General features: G+C 69.4%; 15 protein-coding genes and 1 pseudogene. 10 read left to right on the forward strand and 6 right to left on the reverse strand.

Going from position 1 to position 17,209, the window contains the following annotated elements:
* The first annotated feature begins 1 nt into the window (after position 1).
* Genes STTU_RS07035 through rfbB form a run of 5 tightly spaced genes read left to right on the forward strand, consistent with a single transcriptional unit; the run spans position 2 to position 4,556 of the window.
* On the forward strand, positions 2–868 hold the full coding sequence (locus STTU_RS07035) for a TauD/TfdA dioxygenase family protein (RefSeq protein ID WP_007821221.1): 867 nt from the start codon (positions 2–4) through the stop codon (positions 866–868).
* Positions 868–1,833 (forward strand): alpha/beta fold hydrolase, encoded by a 966-nt coding sequence (locus STTU_RS07040; protein WP_007821223.1) that lies wholly within the window; start codon positions 868–870, stop codon positions 1,831–1,833. Before STTU_RS07035 ends, STTU_RS07040 begins: the two co-directional genes overlap by 1 nt.
* Positions 1,772–2,683, forward strand: a complete 912-nt coding sequence (locus STTU_RS07045) for a putative sugar O-methyltransferase (RefSeq protein WP_007821225.1) — start codon at positions 1,772–1,774, stop codon at positions 2,681–2,683. The genes STTU_RS07040 and STTU_RS07045 overlap by 62 nt, the downstream gene beginning before the upstream one ends.
* Positions 2,680–3,585: a glucose-1-phosphate thymidylyltransferase RfbA gene (rfbA, locus tag STTU_RS07050; RefSeq protein WP_007821227.1), complete on the forward strand. Its 906-nt coding sequence runs from the start codon at positions 2,680–2,682 to the stop codon at positions 3,583–3,585. The genes STTU_RS07045 and rfbA overlap by 4 nt, the downstream gene beginning before the upstream one ends.
* Positions 3,585–4,556: a dTDP-glucose 4,6-dehydratase gene (gene rfbB, locus STTU_RS07055; protein WP_007821229.1), complete on the forward strand. Its 972-nt coding sequence runs from the start codon at positions 3,585–3,587 to the stop codon at positions 4,554–4,556. Before rfbA ends, rfbB begins: the two co-directional genes overlap by 1 nt.
* 12 nt (positions 4,557–4,568) lie before the next feature.
* On the opposite strand, the gene STTU_RS07060 is transcribed toward rfbB, so the two are convergent.
* On the reverse strand, positions 4,569–5,960 hold the full coding sequence (locus STTU_RS07060) for an NDP-hexose 2,3-dehydratase family protein (RefSeq protein ID WP_007821231.1): 1,392 nt from the start codon (positions 5,958–5,960) through the stop codon (positions 4,569–4,571).
* Positions 5,957–7,261: a lipopolysaccharide biosynthesis protein RfbH gene (gene rfbH / locus STTU_RS07065; protein ID WP_007821233.1), complete on the reverse strand. Its 1,305-nt coding sequence runs from the start codon at positions 7,259–7,261 to the stop codon at positions 5,957–5,959. Before rfbH ends, STTU_RS07060 begins: the two co-directional genes overlap by 4 nt.
* A gap of 342 nt (positions 7,262–7,603) precedes the next feature.
* Here rfbH and STTU_RS07070 point away from each other — a divergent pair, with 342 nt between their 5' ends.
* The 3 genes from STTU_RS07070 to STTU_RS07080 all read left to right on the forward strand — a co-directional run bounded on the left by STTU_RS07070 (position 7,604) and on the right by STTU_RS07080 (position 9,866).
* Positions 7,604–7,837 carry a helix-turn-helix domain-containing protein gene (locus tag STTU_RS07070; protein ID WP_007821235.1) on the forward strand — a complete coding sequence of 78 codons (234 nt, stop codon included), beginning with the start codon at positions 7,604–7,606 and terminating at the stop codon, positions 7,835–7,837.
* A gap of 176 nt (positions 7,838–8,013) precedes the next feature.
* A complete protein-coding gene (locus STTU_RS07075; RefSeq protein WP_007821237.1) occupies positions 8,014–8,616 on the forward strand; it encodes a TetR/AcrR family transcriptional regulator in 603 nt (200 codons plus the stop codon).
* A 452-nt stretch (positions 8,617–9,068) separates the two neighbouring features.
* The gene (locus STTU_RS07080; protein ID WP_007821239.1) at positions 9,069–9,866 is read left to right on the forward strand and encodes an AfsR/SARP family transcriptional regulator; all 798 of its coding nucleotides are present in this window, start codon (positions 9,069–9,071) and stop codon (positions 9,864–9,866) included.
* 47 nt (positions 9,867–9,913) lie between these two features.
* Here STTU_RS07080 and STTU_RS32805 read toward each other — a convergent pair.
* The 3 genes and pseudogenes from STTU_RS32805 to STTU_RS07090 all read right to left on the reverse strand — a co-directional run.
* A pseudogene (locus STTU_RS32805) lies at positions 9,914–10,436 on the reverse strand (transposase family protein); the annotation flags it as partial.
* A 796-nt stretch (positions 10,437–11,232) separates the two neighbouring features.
* Positions 11,233–12,576 (reverse strand): class I SAM-dependent RNA methyltransferase, encoded by a 1,344-nt coding sequence (locus STTU_RS07085; RefSeq protein WP_043254438.1) that lies wholly within the window; start codon positions 12,574–12,576, stop codon positions 11,233–11,235.
* Positions 12,577–12,683: 107 nt separating this feature from the next.
* Positions 12,684–14,792: an APC family permease gene (locus tag STTU_RS07090; RefSeq protein ID WP_043254439.1), complete on the reverse strand. Its 2,109-nt coding sequence runs from the start codon at positions 14,790–14,792 to the stop codon at positions 12,684–12,686.
* A gap of 265 nt (positions 14,793–15,057) precedes the next feature.
* On the opposite strand from STTU_RS07090, the gene STTU_RS07095 reads away from it, so the two are divergent.
* Together STTU_RS07095 and STTU_RS07100 are read left to right on the forward strand one after the other, a co-directional pair.
* Positions 15,058–15,726 carry a potassium channel family protein gene (locus tag STTU_RS07095; RefSeq protein ID WP_009069092.1) on the forward strand — a complete coding sequence of 223 codons (669 nt, stop codon included), beginning with the start codon at positions 15,058–15,060 and terminating at the stop codon, positions 15,724–15,726.
* Positions 15,726–16,409 carry a potassium channel family protein gene (locus STTU_RS07100; RefSeq protein WP_007821252.1) on the forward strand — a complete coding sequence of 228 codons (684 nt, stop codon included), beginning with the start codon at positions 15,726–15,728 and terminating at the stop codon, positions 16,407–16,409. The genes STTU_RS07095 and STTU_RS07100 overlap by 1 nt, the downstream gene beginning before the upstream one ends.
* A gap of 48 nt (positions 16,410–16,457) precedes the next feature.
* Here STTU_RS07100 and STTU_RS07105 read toward each other — a convergent pair whose 3' ends face one another.
* Complete coding sequence (locus STTU_RS07105) at positions 16,458–17,207, reverse strand: DUF3159 domain-containing protein (protein WP_007821254.1); 750 nt, start codon at positions 17,205–17,207, stop codon at positions 16,458–16,460.
* Positions 17,208–17,209 lie beyond the last annotated feature (2 nt).

Here is a 17,209-nt window from a genome sequence, read left to right on the forward strand (position 1 = left end):
CGTGTCAGACATCATCACCACGGCCTTCGAGGTCAGGCCGCTCACCAGTGCGCTGGGCGCCGAGATCCACGGCGTACGCCTCGAGGACATCACCGACGCGGACTTCGCCGAGCTGCGGCGGCTGCTGTTGAAGCACCTGGTGATCTTCATTCCGGACCAGGAAGGCTGGTCGGCCGAGTCGCGCATCGCCTTCGGCCGCAGGTTCGGCGAGCTGGAGGAGCACGCCTACCTCCCTCACCTGGACGGGCATCCGCAGATCCAGATCATCGACTCGGAGCAGAACGGCAAGATCCCGATCTGGCACACCGACATGACCTACGCCCCGAACCCGCCCATCGGCTCCGTCCTGCAGATCGTGGACGGTCCCGCACAGGGCGGCGACACGATGTGGTCGAACCAGTATCTGGCGTACGAGGGGCTGTCCGCGCCGCTGCGCGATCTGCTCGACGGGCTCACCGCCGTCCACTCCATCCACATTCCGGGCCTGGACAGCCAGGCCGAGCACCCCGTCGTGCGGGTCCACCCGGAGACGGGCCGCCGGGCCCTGTTCGTCAACAGGGCTCACACCTCGCACATCGCGCAACTGAACCGGAACGAGAGCGACGCGCTCCTGCAGTACCTCTATCGCTTCTCCACCTCCCCCGAGTTCACCTGCCGCTACCAGTGGCGGCCGGGCTCGGTGGCGATCTGGGACAACAGGGTCACGCAGCACTATGCGGTCGACGACTACTCCGAGCACCGCCGGGGCCTGCGCGTCGTGGTGCTCGGCGACACCCCCTCGGGCGACAAGCCCCGCTGGGACCACTACCGCCCAGTGCCGGGGCAGCGCTACGTACCGGACTGGGTCAACGCCAAGGAAGCGTACTGATGGGTGCGGCGACGGACGGCGCCCGGCAGGGCGCGGACGAGGAGAGCCCGACCCACGTCACCACCACGACCCGAACCCTGGACGTGCCGGGAGCACGGCTCTGCTATGACGTACGCGGCCACGGCCCCCTGCTCCTGATGATCGGTTCGCCCATGGGCAGCAGGGGGTTCACAGCCCTCGCGACCCTGCTCGCCGCGGACTTCACCGTTGTGTCCTACGACCCCCGCGGCATCCTGCGCAGCACCCTCAGCGACCCGGAACAGCCGGCCCCGCCCGAGCTGGTCGCGGACGACGTGCGCCGGCTGATAGCGGAGCTGGACGCCGGACCGGCGCACGTGTTCGGCAACAGCGGCGGAGCCACCACCGGTCTGGCCCTGCTCGCCCGGCATCCGGACGCGGTGCGCAGCCTGGTGACGCACGAGCCCCCGGTGACCGAGCTCCTGCCCGACGCGCGGCAGGTGCGGGCCGCCATCGACGATCTCTGCGAGGACTACGCCGCAGGGCGCCGGGACGTGGCCCTGCGCAAGTACTCGGCCCTGTCCGGTGTCGGCTTCGCCTCGCCGCCTCCGGCCGGGCAGGCGTCGACCCGTGCGCTGTACACGCCGCCGAAGGACGTCCGGGCGATCCTCGACCGCTTCTTCGGCCGCATTCTCCAGCCCACCACGCGCTACCAGCCCGACGTCGACGCGCTGCGGACCGCGTCCGTCCCCGTGGTCGTGGCGGGTGGCACGACGTCCCGGGGGCAGCTCTACCACCGGACCGCGGCGGCCCTCGCCGAGCTGCTCGACACCCCGCTGGCCGCCTTCCCCGCAGGACACACCGGTTTCCAGGAACACCCGGAGCCCTTCGCCGATCTGCTCCGCGAGGCGTTCGCACCGCATCGTCACACCAGGATGGAGCGAAATGGAACACAACTTCCAGGCCAGCCGCCAGTGGGAGCGCATACAGAACCGCTGGATCACTGAGGACGCCGGCGCCGACCTGACGCAGCTGAAGTCCGACTCGAGGAACTTCAAGCTCTCCCTCTGGGACCCGTCGACGAACGGGGTCCGCTACCTCAAGACGCTGGCCTACAACCTGGGCATGGCGCTGACCCCGCAGGAGCTGGCGCGGATCAGCAGGACCCCCAACCGGGAGGTCGGCGGCCCGACCACGGTTCGGTGCCAGGGCGAGACGCTCTGCCTGGACTATCTGCAGGCAACGTTCGAGGTCGGTTTCATCGAGAGCGAGATCGACCTGGACGCCGCCAGGGTCCTGGAGATCGGCGCCGGTTACGGACGCACGTGCCACATGATCATGTCCAACCACGATCTCTCCGGCTACTGCATCGTCGATCTGAAGAACACGCTGGAGCTGAGCAGGGCCTATCTGCGCGAGGTCCTGGACGAGCCCCGCTTCAAGCTGATCGATTTCATCGAGGTCGAGAGCCTGGCGGGCACCTCCCTGCGCTCGGAGCGTTTCGACCTGTGCATCAACATCCACTCGATGACCGAGATGGCTCCGGAGACGGTCCGGTCCTATCTCGACCTGATCGACGCGACCTGCTCGGCCTTCTACGTGAAGAACCCGGTCGGCAAGTACATCGACAAGAGCCTGGACGGCTATCTGCAGGGCGAGGAGGCCGTACAGATGGCGCTGGAGAACGGGCCCCTGCGACAGCTGCTGGACATCCACGACAGCGAGGCGGTGCGGGCCGCGGTTCCCGCCTTCGTCGACGGGTACCGGCCGGGCTCCGCCTGGACCTGCGTCGGTGACGGCCGCGCCCTTCCGTGGAGCTACCTCTGGCAGGCCCTCTACAAGAATCCGCACCGGTGAAGGGCATCATCCTGGCGGGCGGCAACGGGACCCGGCTCCAGCCCCTCACCCTCGTGGGTTCCAAACAGCTCGCTCCGGTCTACGACAAACCCATGGTGTACTACCCGTTGTCCATGCTGATGCTCACCGGCATCGACGACGTGCTCATCATCGCCCGGCCCGCGGAACTCGTGCTGTTCCGCAAGCTGTTCGGCGACGGCAGCAGACTGGGCATGCGCATCGACTACGCGGCCCAGGAGAAGCCGCGGGGTGTCGCCGACGCCTTCCTCGTCGGGGCCTCGCACATCGCGGGCGAGGAGTGCGCCCTGATCCTCGGTGACAACCTCTTCCACGGCGCCAAGCTGCCCTCCATGCTGCGCAAAACGGTGCGCAAGCTGCGCGGCTGTGTCCTCTTCGGGCACCAGGTCGCCGAGCCCCAGCACTTCGGCGTCGCCGAGATCGACGCGAAGGGCCGGCTTGTCTCCATCGAGGAGAAACCGAAGCAGCCGCGCTCCAACCTCGCGATCCCCGGCCTGTACTTCTTCGACGACACGGTGACGGACATCGCCCGCGGGCTGCGCCCCTCCAGGCGCGGTGAGCTGGAGATCACGGACGTCCTGCGCGCGTACCTGGCCGAGGGCCGCGCCGACCTGGTGTGGCTCGGCCGGGGCGTCACCTGGCTGGACGCCGGAACCCACGAATCGCTGCTCGACGCGGGCCGGTTCGTCCGGGACATACAGCATCACCAGGGCATCAGCCTGGGCTGCGTCGAAGAGATCGCCATGTACATGGGCTTCATCGGCGCGGAGGCCTGCTACCGCCTCGGCGCCGAGATGGACGGCTCGCCCTACGGCCAGTACGTCATGCGCAGCGCCCTCGCCCACCAGCTCAACCCGACACCCGGCGAGCTGATGGAGGAGTGATGCGTCTGCTGGTCACCGGCGCGGCCGGCTTCATCGGTTCCGCGTACGTCCGGATGCTGCTCGCGCCCGGCCCCGTCGAGGTCTCCCATGTCACCGTGCTGGACAAACTGACCTACGCGGGCAGGATCGACAACCTGGACGTCACGCACCCGCGGCTGAGCTTCGTCCAGGGAGACATCTGCGACGCCGCGCTGGTGGACCGCCTCATGTCCCGGGCCGACCAGGTGGTGCACTTCGCGGCCGAGTCCCACGTCGACCGGTCCATCGCCGGCGCGGACGCGTTCGTGCGTACGAACGTGACCGGCACCCAGACGCTCCTCGACGCGGCACTGCGCCGGGGGGTCGGCCGCTTCGTGCACGTGTCCACCGACGAGGTCTACGGGTCCGTCGCGGCCGGCCGCTTCACCGAGGAGGACACTCTCGGCCCCACCTCCCCCTACGCGGCGTCCAAGGCGGGCTCCGATCTGGTCGCTCTCTCCTACCACCGCACCCACGGCCTGGACGTCCGGGTGACCCGGTGCAGCAACAACTACGGGCCGCGGCAGTTCCCCGAGAAGATCATCCCCCTCTTCGTCTGCCGACTGCTGACGGGCGCCGAAGTACCGCTGTACGGCGACGGCGAGCACGTACGGGAGTGGCTGCACGTCGAGGACCACTGCCGCGGGGTGGATCTCGTACGCACCGGCGGGCGTCCGGGCGAGGTCTACAACCTCGGCGGCGGCACCGAGCTGACCAACCGCGAACTGACGGAGCTGCTGCTCAAGGCCTGTGGCGGCACCTGGGACCAGGTGCGCCACGTGGCGGATCGCAAGGGGCACGACCGGCGGTACTCGATCCTCGACGTCAAGGCCCGCAGCGAACTGGGCTACCGCCCTCGGCGCGACTTCGAGTCCGGGCTCGCCGAGACGGTTGCCTGGTACCGGGACCACCGCTCCTGGTGGGAACCGCTCGCCGGTGGCCCCGGGCGGTGAGCGGGTGCCGACTCAGGCGTATCCGTCCAGCGAGTTCAGGCACAACAGCAGAGTCCGTGCCTGGACGTTGACGTAGTGGCTGTACTGGGTGAGCGCGGCGAGCTGGTTCCGCGAGACCCAGCAGAACCCGGGCGGCGCGTCGAGCGGCGCGTCGCCCTCGTCGGCCGCCACGACGAGGTAGCGGCTCACCGAGTTCAGGAAACGGCCGCCTTCCTCGGAGTGCAGGGCGCTGTAGCGGACCCGCGACGAGGGCGCCGTCGTGACCAGGTCGAGGAAGGGCGGTCGCTCCGCGACGGGCAGATGGGCATGGCTTCTGGGCTGGCACTGGACCGTGGGGCCCAGCTCCACCTCGGTGGAGCCGCCTTCGGCACGGGCCCGGGCCAGCACGTGCGGCACGCCCGCGAACGTGCGGGTGACGAAGGCGATCACGCCTTGACCGCGAGGCTCGATCAAGGGCTGGGTCCAGTGGCCGACTTCGCGGTTGCTCGCCCGTACCGACACGGCCACGGTGCGGAAGTAGCGGTCGTCGTCGTGGTCGATCGAGGAGGCGCCGCGCGTCCAGCCCGCTACACCGGCGAGCGGGATGCGTTCGCTGCGGATGGGGATCGCGGCCCGGTGCAGGGCCAGCCAGGACAGCAGCTCCGTGTCCGAGTGCAACGCGTGTGGCGCTCCGCGCACCGGCAGGGCTGCGAGGACCGAACGGGCGTCCATGTTCACGGTGTTGTCGTGCCGCAGGAGCTGATGGATCTGGCGCAGGGTGAGCCAGCGGAAGTCCTCGTGCTCGGGTACCGGCCCGCTGGTCTCGACGATCATGTTGCGGTTGCGCTTGCGGTGGAACCAGGCGCCGTGCTCGGACTGCAGCACGTCCGCAAGGACGCGGCCCCGGGAGGGGTCGGTGAAGTACTCCAGGTAGCGGACGGCCGCGCCCTGGTGCACCTTGGTGTAGTTGCTGTACGTGGCCTGCACGGTGGGCGAGAGCTGGAGCAGTCCGGGGTTGCCCGGCTCCATCTTGGCCTGCATCAAAAAGTGAAGCACTCCGTCGGACTCCCGGGCGAGGATGCCCAGGATCCCGACCTCCGACTGCACGATGACGGGCTGGTGCCACTCCGTCCGCTCGGGATGCTCACCGATCGCGGCGTGCAGCCCTTCCACGGTGAAGAACCGGCCGCTGCGGTGGGCGAGGTTTCCGGTCTCCGGGGCGAACGACCAGTCCTCCAGCGCTTCGAAAGGGATGCGATCCACCGCGAACGAGGTTCGCGCGCGGCGCCGCGCGATCCATTGGCGGATCTCGTCCGCGCTTTCGCAGGCCGGCGCGGCCGCGGACCGGGCGATCCGGTCGGGCAACGCGGCGGCCCGCCGGGCCTTGAGCCGCGGCTCAGTCCGGATGTAGTTGGGCACGGTCACCTGTGGGCCCCTACGAACTCGGTGACGGAGGCGATGACGTAGTCGATCATCTCCTCGGTCAGACCGGGGTAGACGCCGATCCAGAAGGTGTGCTCGGTGACGATGTCGCTGTTGTCCAGCTCGCCGCAGACGCGGAACTCGCGGCCGAGATAGGCGGGGTGGCGGGTCAGGTTGCCCGCGAAGAGCCGGCGCGTGCCGATCTTGCGGCTCTCCAGGAAGTCCACGAGCTCCGCGCGCTTGAAGGGCGCTTCGGGGTCGACGGTGATGACGAAGCCGAACCAGCTCGGGTCGCTGCCGGGCGTGGGTTCCGGCAGCAAGAGCCAGGGCACCTCGGCGAGACCGGAGCGCAGCCGCCCCCAGTTGCGCCGCCGCGCGGCGCAGAAGTCGTCGAGCTTGTCCAACTGGGTCAGGCCGAGTGCGGCTTGGAGATCGGTCGCCTTCAGGTTGTAGCCCACGTGGGAGAAGATGTACTTGTGGTCGTAGCCGGTCGGCAGCGTCCCCATCTGGTAGCCGAACCGTTTGCGGCAGGTGTCGCTCTCCCCCGGTTCGCACCAGCAGTCCCGGCCCCAGTCCCGCAGCGACTCAACGATCCGGGCCAGGGCCAGGTTCGAGGTGAGCACGCAGCCGCCCTCGCCCATCGTCAGGTGATGGGCCGGATAGAAGCTGACGGTGGCGAGGTCGCCGAAGGTTCCCACGAGCTGTCCCTTGTAGGTGCTGCCGACCGCGTCGCAGGTGTCCTCGATGAGCAGCAGGTCGTGCTCCGCGGCGAGTTGGGCCACCTCCGCCACCTCGAAGGGGTTGCCGAGGGCGTGCGCGATCATGATGGCCCGGGTGCGGGGCCCGATGGCTTTCTCGACGTGTTCCGCGGTGGTGTTGTACGTGCGCAGGTCGATGTCGACGAAGACCGGGACGAGGCCGTTCTGCAGGATGGGGTTGACGGTCGTGGGGAAGCCCGCCGCCACCGTGATCACCTCGTCGCCCGGCACGAGCCTGCGCTGTTCGAGCTGGGGTGAGGTGAGGGCGGTGAGGGCCAGGAGGTTCGCCGAGGAACCGGAGTTGGTGAGATGCGCCTTCCGGCGGCCCATGCGCCGGGCGAAGGCCGATTCGAACTTGCGGGCCGATCGGCCCGCCGCGATCCGCAGGGTCAGGGCCGCTTCGACGACGGCCGCCCTGTCCGCGGCGTCGAGCACGGCCCCGGACGGCCAGATCTCTGTGACGCCGGCGACGAATTCCCTGTCGTCACTGGTCTCTCGGTGGTACTGACGTACCTCGTCGAGGATGTGCGCGAGCCGGTTACTCATGGGTTCTCCTCGCCGTCGCCGTAGGCGTTGCGGGGGCAGGCGGTAGTTGGCCGGCACGCGATGCACGGGCGGGCGGCCCGGCACAGTGTGGCCCGTGCGGCTGAAGCCGGCCTAGCCCGGGTCTTGCGCGGAGCTGCCCCCCGCTGAGGACCCGGGCCGGAGGGACGATGCGGCGACCGGCCGGCGCAAGACTCGCGCAAGAACAGCTTTAGGGGCGCCCTTCAGGATGGTCGCAAAACGCGCAGCCCCCGCGACATGACGCACAGTCATATTCCGAAAGCGCAGAGCACTTCCGAAACACGTCGAGCCCGTCCCAGAGCCTGAGCACGAGAGAGGACCAGAATGGCCATCCTCGAACCGGACATCTCAGATGTCGCCCACGCGCTCACGCCGAGACAGACCGAGGTGGTGCGGCTCGCGGCACTGGGTCTGACGGCGAAGGAGACCGCCCGGCGGCTCGGCATCTCGAAGACCACCGTCGACGAACACCTTACCGAGGCGCGGCGCCGTGTCGGGGCCAGCACCAAATCGCATCTGGTCGGTCTGGCGGTCGCCGCCGGGATCGTCGCCGGATAAATCTCGACGCGTCGCGGCGGGCGCGGCCCTTTCAGAGGGTCGTCGGCGCCTGCACGCCCTGACCGAAGACGTTGTTGTTGCCTCACGGTAAGATGAGCAGATGCCCATCTTTATGGGCGCGCGCTCAGTGGGCGACGACCGGGCGCGGGCGGGCCGGCGTACGAGAGGACGGGCGAGTGCCGACTGGGGTGCACCTTCGCGACGCGAGACAGCAGTTGTTCGACGCTGCCGAGCGCGTGCTCCTGCGCAGCGGTCCGAACGGCCTGACGGGCCGGGCCGTCACCGACGAGGCGGGCTGCGCCAAGGGCGTCCTGTACCGGCATTTCAGTGACTTCGACGCCTTCCTCACCGACCTCGTGCTCGACCGGGCCGGGCAGCTGGAGAAGGAGGCGAGCGCGCTGCGCGAGTCGGCCGGGACCGGCACCGTGGCGGAGAACCTCACCAGCGCGCTGTTCACCCTGTTCGGGCCGGTGCCGGTGGCGATCATCCCGCTGATCACGTTCCGGGATGAGCTCCGCGCCCGGCTGCGGCAGGTCATGCCCGGTGGCGGCATCGCGATCCTCGCCCAGGCCTCGAGCGCCATCTCCGCCTATCTCGCCGCCGAGCGCGACCGGGGGCGTATCGCGGCCGACGTCGACATCGACTCGCTCACGCTCTCCCTGACCGGTGGCGGCCATCTCCTGTTCGCGCAGCGCGACCCCGACCCGCCGGCCACGGACGCCGTCGACAGGTTGGTGACCGCGGTGATCACCGACGCCGTCCAGCGGCGACCGGTTTAGGGCGTTCCGCACGGCCCGTGGCAGAAAACAACAAGACACATCGTGGCGCCGATGAATCCTGCTCCGGCCCCCCTCAGAGAACAGAGCGTTTCCGGTCGTCACCGAAGCCCTAATGATCTCCCAGGTCAGCGGCGTCTCGCCATATTCAACCGAGGGGAGGTAATGATCCTCTCCAAAATGCCACACCATTGGCGTCCAAAAAACGCGCGACACAGAATATAGAATGTCTCATTCCGCCCCGTTGTCGCCTATTCTATATTGCCGTTTAATCTTTGAGCCGTGCATGATCGGGCCCAGCTCCGCGATGTGGCGAGAACGTTGTCAGCGTTCCTGGCGAAGGGATAGATCGTGCCTGCCTCTCTCCCCCCTCTTGTGTCGGACCGCCCCCACTCCGGCGTATCGGTCGGCGGTCACCGTCCCCTGATACCCACGACAGCGGGGGAGGGCACCCGGTGAGGTACGAGATGCTGGGCCCGCTCCGCGTCCGGGACGAGAACACGTACTTCACGCTTCATGCGCAGAAAGTGGAGATGGTCCTCACGGTTCTGCTCATCAGGGCGGACCATCTGGTCTTCCCGGAACAGCTGATGCGGGAGATCTGGGGCGAGAATCTGCCACGACGCGCCGCCGCGGGCCTGCACGTGTACGTTTCCCGGCTCCGCAAGTTCCTGAAACTGGCCGGCGCGAGTGGCAACCCCGTCGAGACCCGGACGCCGGGCTACGTGCTGCACAAGGGCGACGACCAGATAGACGCCCAGATCTTCCCCGAACTCGTCGATGTGGGGAGGTCGTTGCTCCGCGAGCAGCGCACGGACGAGGCAGCCTCCTGTTTCAGCCAGGCGCTCGCGCTGTGGCGCGGCCCGATCCCGGGCCACAGGTGCGACGGAACCGGCGCCAAGGGCCCGATCATCGGCGGTTTCTCGACCTGGCTGACCGAGATCCGCCGGGAGTGCCAGGAGATGCTCGTCGAGTGCCAGCTCCAACTCGGCCGGCACCGCGAGGCGGTGAGCATGCTTTACGCCCTCACCGCCGAGAACCCCATGTGCGAGGCGTTCTACCGCCAGCTCATGCTGGCGCTCTACCGCTCGGAGCGGCAGGCGGACGCGCTGAAGGCGTACCAGTCGGTACGCAAGACGCTCAACGACGAGCTGGGGCTCGAGCCCGGGCGCCCGCTGCAAGATCTGCAGCGGGCCATCCTCTCGGGCGACATGCACCTGATGTCGTCGCCGCTGGCGATGTCTGACCGCTGACCACCGGCAGGTGGCGGCGGCCGGGCCAGCGTGCGTGGTTGGCCTTGGGCCATGTCGGCCAGGATCGGGATGCCTTGGCGTTCGCAGATGCGGATGATGCGGGGGGGTGCGGGCGGCGGTCAGGTCGTGGCATCGGCCGGGCAGGGTTGGTGAGATCCACAGGATGCGGCAGAAGGGGTCGGTGAGGACCTGGACGTTCACGGCGTGGCGGCGGCGTTTGTGGGAGTAAACGGCATTCCCGTCGCCCACTCGGTCGCACTCGGCGAGGGTCCCGTCGAGCAGGACGTACTCCGCGTCTGTCTCGCGCAGGGTCTTCAGCAGGCCAGAGGACCGGTCGGCCAGGACGCGGATGACCGAGGTGGTGCAGGCGTGGGCGGTGCCGACCGAAATGCCGAAGGCCGCATCGAGCTGGGCCAGGGTGTCGTGCTTGCGCAGGTACACCAGAGCGACGAGCGCGCGCGGGTACGGCGAAAGCTTTCGGCGGCGGTCACCCTCGCGGGTGACGATGAGCATGGTGACCCACTCGACGAGGGCTTGCGGCAGGTCGAGTGCGGCAGGAGAGGGATCCAACGAGGCATCTGCGCTGATGAGTTGAGACGTTGAACACCTCCCTCAACGGTACGCGTGCCTCGTGCGTTGCGGCCTCATCGCCTTCACCCGACCGATGGCCGCTCTGAAAAGGCTCACTGGTTCCCGGACAAGGGTTGGTGACCGGCGCCGGGATTTCCTTGCGGCTGCCTGATGCCGTGGGCCGACTCCATGCCGGGGCACTGACAGCATTGATTCCGGAACCGTTGACGGGCTGCTCCCTCCCCCGTTACCGCTCAGCCCGTCGTTCCGGTCCGTACAGGGACCGCTCTTTCAGATGCGGCCTGAGCTTCTCCTGCATCGGCCCACGTGTATCCGGCATCCTCGGCAGCCGGGTCAAGGGGTCCGTCGCCCCGTACATGACTGGCCCTTTACGATCCCTCGATCGCGCAAGGCACAAGCCGACCGCCAATCCTCCGGCGTCCAGGCCGCGGGATGCTCCTCGCCGGCCGCCAGCCGTTCGAGCGGTGCGCGTTGCCGTTCATTCGGGTGTCGATCCACGATCACCAGCCCACAGCGCACTCGCATGCCCTGTACAGAGCCGAAAGAGTGGCGCCTGCCCGTGGGAGTTCTCTGAGATCTTCCTGGGACTTCCGGTCGCATCAGCCAGGACGAGCTTGAAACAACCGAAAGGGCATTCATGCAGGTCAACGACCTTCGACGGCCAGACGCCGCAGGTCACGGCGTTGGCTAATGAGCGTCACGAGCGTCGTTTCAGCGTCAATATCTCGCCCGTAACGCCCACACCGCGCATATTGCGCACGGGGGAAACAGCAGCTCAGGCCCCCTTCGCCACCGGCTCCAGGATCGCCACGCACTCGAAATGCTGCGTCATCGGGAACAGGTCGAACGCCCTCAGGACCCGTACCCGGTAGCCGTTCTCCGCGAAGTGCTTCAGGTCGCGGGCCAGGGCGGCGGGGTCGCAGGCGATGTAGGCGATGCGGCGGGGGGTGAGGGTGGTGAGGTGGCGGACCGTGGACTTGCCGGCGCCGGCGCGTGGGGGGTCGAGGACGATCAGGTCGGCCTCGGTGATGCCGGTGCGCGGGAGGACCTGGTCGACCTTGCCCTGTTCGATGCGGACGCGGGGGTGCTCCGCCAGGTTGTGGCGGGCGTCCTCGACGGCGCGCTTGGAGGTTTCGATGCCGAGGACCGCGCCCTTCTCGCCGACGCGGTCGGCGAGCGCCCCGGCGAAGAGGCCGACGCCGCAGTACAGGTCGAGCGCCGTCTCGCCCTTGCGCGGGGTCAGGCCCTGCATCGCGGCGCGCACCAGCGTGTCCGCCGCCTTCGGGTGGACCTGCCAGAAGCCGCCGTTGCCGACGCGCCACGTGTGCTCGTCGGCCCGCTCGCGGACGAAGGCGCGGCCGTGGACGCGGTGGACGCCGCCGTCCTTCTCGTCCACGCGCAGGACGGAGACCGGCTTGTCGAGCTGGACGAGGGGCAGGCGGGCGCCGGGGCGCGGGGTGAGGATGACCTGACGGTCCTGGGAGCCGGTCGCGGTGATCGCCTCGACCGTGTCCATGCCGCTCCAGTCGCGCGACTCGATGCCGAGTTCGCTGACGCCCTCGGCCGCGATGAGGCAGCGGTCGACCGGCTCGACCTCGTGCGAGCGGTGGCGGCGCAGGCCCGCGCGGCCGTCCTCGTCGATCGCGTACTGGACGCGGGTGCGCCACGCGGGCACCTCGCCCGGCGGGAGCTTGTCGCCCTCGGCCGGGAGGACCGTGCCGTCCCAGTTGGCCTGCTCGGGCGTGAGACCGGCGAGGCGTTCGAGCTGCTCGCGCAGGACGTCGGCCTTGAGGCGGCGCTGCGCGCCCGGCTTCGCGTGCTGCCAGTCGCAGCCGCCGCAGCGCCCGGGACCGGAGAAGGGGCACGGCGCCTCGACGCGGTCCTTGGACGCGTCGAGGATCTCGACGGCGTCGGCGCGCAGGAAGCGGGAGTCCTCGGCACCGTCGGTGACGCGCGCGACGACGCGCTCGCCGGGCAGCGTGTGCCGCACGAAGAGGACGCGGCCCTCCTCCGTACGCGCGACGCAGTGGCCGCCGTGCGCGACGGGGCCGACCTCGACCTCGTACTCCTGACCCACCAGGGAGGCCCCGGACTGCGGTTTCTTCGGTTCTGCCTGCATGGGGCGGGGGCTCCTGAGCGTGGTGGGGCTGGGGGTGCGGCGGCCACTGAGGGCAACAGCCCTCCAGTCTACGGGCCCGCCGTCCCCCGTACGGACCACGGGCGTTGTCAGTCCTTCGGCCCGCCACCGGAACGACCCGCGGCACCGGTGCCGCCCGCGCTCCCCGTGCCCGCCGGTTCCTTCGTCCTGCGCTCGACCGGGCCGCGGCGCACCGCGCCGGGTGCGGACCAGTTCTGGCGTCGGCGGACGCGGCGCTTGGCGGCCTCGGAGGATTCGAGCTGGTACGGGACGGAGGTGACCATGACGCCGGGGCTGAAGAGCAGGCGGCCCTTGAGGCGCAGGGCGCTCTGGTTGTGGAGCAGGTGCTCGTACCAGTGGCCGACGACGTACTCGGGGATGATCACGCTCACGACGTCGCGCGGGTTCTCCTTGCGCAGTCGCTTCACGTACTCGATGACGGGGCGCGTGACCTCGCGGTACGGGGAGTCGAGGATCTTGAGGGGGACCTCGATGCCGCGCTGCTCCCACTCGGCGCGCAGGGCCTTCGTCTCGGTCGGGTCGACGCCGACCGTGAGGGCCTCGATGGAGTCGGCGCGCATGAGGCGGGCGTAGGAGAGTGCCCGTATCGTCGGGCGGCCCAGTCGCGAGACGAGGACGACGCTGTGCACGCGCGAGGGGCGCAGGACGTCCTCGGTGTCCTCGACGTCCGGCGGGGGCAGCGCGATCTCCTCGGTGACGCGGTCGTAGTGCTTGCGGATCGCCGTCATCACTCCGTAGAAGATGACCATGCCGAGGACCGCGACCCAGGCGCCGTGCGTGAACTTCGTGATGAGCACGACGACCAGGACGATGCCGGTGAGGACGGCGCCGAAGGCGTTGATGGCGCGCGAGCGGTGCATCCGGCGACGCGCGGTCTCGTCGCGCTCGGTGGCCAGCAAGCGGTTCCAGTGCCGGACCATGCCGGTCTGGCTGAGCGTGAAGGAGACGAAGACGCCCACGATGTAGAGCTGGATGAGGCGCGTGGAGTCGGCGCCGTAGACCGCGAGGAGCAGTGCGGCGGCGCCCGCGAGGAGCACGATGCCGTTGGAGAAGGCGAGCCGGTCGCCGCGGGTGTGGAGCTGGCGGGGCAGGTAGCGGTCCTGCGCGAGGATCGAGCCGAGCAGCGGGAAGCCGTTGTAGGCGGTGTTCGCGGCGAGGAAGAGGACGAGGGCGGTCGCCGCGGCGAGCACGACGAAGAAGAAGGTGCCGTTGCCGAAGACGGCCGAGGCGACCTGTGTGATGACCGGGTCCTGCACGAAGCCGCTGCCCACGGGCACGCCGTGGTGCAGGAGGTCGACGGCCGGGTTCTCCGCCATCCGTACGTGCGAGGCCATCGCGAGCCCGATGATGCCGCAGAACATCGTGACCGCGAGCAGGCCCATGAGGGCGAGGGTCGACGCCGCGTTCTTGCTCTTCGGCTTGCGGAAGGCGGGGACGCCGTTGCTGATCGCCTCGACCCCGGTGAGCGCGGCACAGCCGGAGGAGAAGGCGCGCAGGAGGAGGAAGACGAGGGCGAAACCGGCGATGCCCTTGTGCTCCGCCTTGACCGTGTAGTCGGCGGTCGGCGCGCTCAGGTCGTGCCCCATGAGGACGCCGCGGACGATGCCCCACACGATCATGAGGAAGACGCCGCCCACGAAGATGTACGTCGGGATCGCGAAGAGCTTGCCGGACTCCCGCACACCTCGCAGGTTCATGACAGTGAGGAGGAACACGACGACGAGCGCGCACAGCACCTTGTGCTCGACGACGAAGGGGATCGCGGAGCCCAGGTTCTCGACGCCGGAGGAGACCGAGACGGCCACGGTCATCACGTAGTCGACGAGCAGGGCGCTCGCGACGGTGAGCCCCGCGCGCGGGCCGAGGTTCGTCGTGGCGACCTCGTAGTCGCCGCCGCCGCTCGGGTACGCGTGCACGTTCTGGCGGTACGAGGCGACCACCGTGAACATGAGGACGACCACGGCCGCCGCGATCCAGGGGCTGAAGTGGTAGGCCGACACACCCGCCACCGAGAGCACCAGCAGCACCTCGCCGGGCGCGTACGCCACGGAGGAGAGCGGGTCGGAGGCGAAGACGGGAAGAGCGATGCGCTTGGGCAGCAGGGTCTCGCCGAGCCTGTCACTGCGCAGTGCGCGCCCGATGAGGAGCCGTTTGGGCACGTCGGTCAATTTGGACACGGCGGCGATCCTAAGGGCTCGAACAGGCGCGCACCCACCTCCCACCCCCGTCCTTGCGAAGTCCTAACGCGTACGCGCGAACTTTGACGCGGCCTTGACGCGACACGGGTCCGGTGGGCGGGCGGATACGTACCGGCCCCGGGACGTGTGTAGCTTGGCCCCTTGTCCGGAAATCGTTCGCCGGCCCGTCCGCACGGCGGGAAGGCGCTCCGGACCGGCCCGCGAGCGAAGGGCCGCCCGAGTCGATTCAGCCGGAAGGACGGTCGTGCACATCGTCATTATGGGCTGCGGGAGAGTGGGTTCCGCTCTCGCGCAGACCTTGGAGCAGCAGGGGCACACGGTCGCCGTCGTCGACCGCGACCCCACCGCCTTCCGCCGTCTCGGCTCAGGGTTCGGCGGGCGGCGGGTGACCGGCATCGGCTTCGACCAGGACACCCTCCGCGAGGCGGGCATCGAGGAGGCGGGCGCCTTCGCCGCCGTCAGCAGCGGCGACAACTCGAACATCATCGCGGCGCGCGTCGCCCGCGAGATGTTCGGCATCGAGCACGTCGCCGCGCGCATCTACGACCCGCGCCGCGCCGAGGTCTACCAGCGGCTCGGCATCCCGACCGTCGCGACGGTGCGGTGGACGGCCGACCAGATGCTGCGGCGCCTGCTGCCCTCGGGCGCGGAGCCGCTGTGGCGCGACCCGACGGGCGCGGTCGAACTCGCCGAGGTGTACGCGACCGAGGCGTGGGTCGGGCAGAAGGTGAGCCGGCTCCAGGAGGAGACCGGGGTACGGGTCGCGTTCCTCACGCGGCTCGGCGAGGCGATGCTGCCGACCTCGCAGACGGTGGTGCAGGACGGGGACCTCGTGCACGTGATGATGCGCAGCGACGACGTGGAGCGGGTCGAGGCGGCCTTCGCCGAGGGTCCGCAGGAAGGCGGTCAGTGATGAGGATCGCCATCGCCGGGGCCGGGGCCGTGGGCCGCTCGATCGCCGGGGAACTCCTGGAGAACGGGCACGAGGTCCTGCTCGTCGACAAGACGCCCACCGCGATCTCCGTGGAGCGGGTGCCGCGCGCGGAGTGGCTGCTCGCGGACGCCTGCGAGATCACCTCGCTCGACGAGGCCGCGCTCCAGCGCTGCAACGTCGTGATCGCCGCGACGGGTGACGACAAGGTCAACCTCGTGGTCTCGCTGCTCGCCAAGACGGAGTACGCGGTGCCGCGGGTTGTCGCGCGCGTCAACAACCCGAAGAACGAGTGGCTCTTCAACGAGTCCTGGGGCGTGGACGTGGCCGTCTCGACGCCGCGCCTGATGTCGGCGCTGGTGGAGGAGGCGGTGAGCGTCGGCGATCTCGTACGGCTGCTCCGCTTCAGCCACGGGGACGCGAACCTCGTGGAGCTGACCCTGCCGCCGGAGTCCGAGCTGGCCGGGACGCGGGTCGGGGAGGTGCGGTGGCCCGAGGACACGTCGCTCGTGACGATCATCCGGGGGACGCGGGTGCTGGCGCCGACCGTCGAGGATCATCTGGAGGCGGGGGACGAGCTGCTGTTCGTGGCGGCGCAGTCGCGGGAGGAGCAGCTCGAAGCGTTGCTTTCGGGGCGGGGGGACGGGGTGGGGCAGGAGGAGTAGTCCGGCCGGGGGCGGTGTCCGGGGCGGCTGCCCCCGGACACCCGCCCCTCAATCGCCGGAGGGGCTTGATTTGCCCGCTCGTTCCGCCTCTTCGGCCGCCTCCATCTCCGCGAAGACGTCGATCGGCGGCGGGGCCTTCGCCAGGAAGATCCAGGTGAGCCAGACCGCGAGGAGGAAGGGGGGGATCTTGAGGGCGACCAGGACCCAGCCCAGCGAGGTCGTGTCCCCCCACCAGTAGAGCGGGAAGAGGATCGCGCACTTCAGGAGGAGGATCAGGCCCCAGGCCCAGCTGGAGCGCGCGTACGCTTTCTTGCGGCCGGGGTTGCGGGTGCGCCAGGAGAGGTTCTCCTTGAAGATCGGGCCCAGGATGAGGCCGATCAGCGGGACACCGGCGAGCGTCGTGAGGATGTACGCGAGCGCCAGGCCGAAGGTGTAGATCATGCCCGGCAGGTAGAAGTCCTTCGCGTTGCCCGTGAACATCGCGAAGAGGACGCCGAAGCCGACGCCGAAGACGCCCGAGAAGGCGTGCTTGATTGTCCCGCGCTGCACGAGCCGCGCGAGCCCGAGCACGATCGAGACCGCGAGCGCCGAGAAGGCGGAGATCTTCAGGTCCTTGTCGATCGTGAAGATCGTGACGAAGAGCAGCCCGGGGACGACCGTTTCGATCATGCCGCGCAGGCCGCCGAAGGCTTCGAGCAGCGCGGCCTCGGTCACGGCGCGGTCGGCCGCTTCCTGGGGCGTCGCGCCCGGCGGTCCGTCCTGCTTCCGGTGGCTGGTCGGCTTGTCGAGGGACGTCACCG

Origin of the sequence: Streptomyces sp. Tu6071 (genome assembly GCF_000213055.1) — a bacterium.
In the GTDB taxonomy this organism is placed as follows: Bacteria; Actinomycetota; Actinomycetes; order Streptomycetales; family Streptomycetaceae; genus Streptomyces; species Streptomyces evansiae.

What these genes read in the sequence shown, in the direction of transcription:
- STTU_RS07040 (WP_007821223.1), top strand. Translation starts at nt 868, where the DNA reads ATGGGTGCGGCGACGGACGGCGCCCGGCAGGGCGCGGACGAGGAGAGC.
- STTU_RS07045 (WP_007821225.1), top strand. Translation starts at nt 1,772, where the DNA reads ATGGAACACAACTTCCAGGCCAGCCGCCAGTGGGAGCGCATACAGAAC.
- rfbB (WP_007821229.1), top strand. Translation starts at nt 3,585, where the DNA reads ATGCGTCTGCTGGTCACCGGCGCGGCCGGCTTCATCGGTTCCGCGTAC.
- rfbH (WP_007821233.1), bottom strand. Translation starts at nt 7,261, where the DNA reads ATGAGTAACCGGCTCGCGCACATCCTCGACGAGGTACGTCAGTACCAC.
- STTU_RS07070 (WP_007821235.1), top strand. Translation starts at nt 7,604, where the DNA reads ATGGCCATCCTCGAACCGGACATCTCAGATGTCGCCCACGCGCTCACG.
- STTU_RS07085 (WP_043254438.1), bottom strand. Translation starts at nt 12,576, where the DNA reads ATGCAGGCAGAACCGAAGAAACCGCAGTCCGGGGCCTCCCTGGTGGGT.
- STTU_RS07100 (WP_007821252.1), top strand. Translation starts at nt 15,726, where the DNA reads ATGAGGATCGCCATCGCCGGGGCCGGGGCCGTGGGCCGCTCGATCGCC.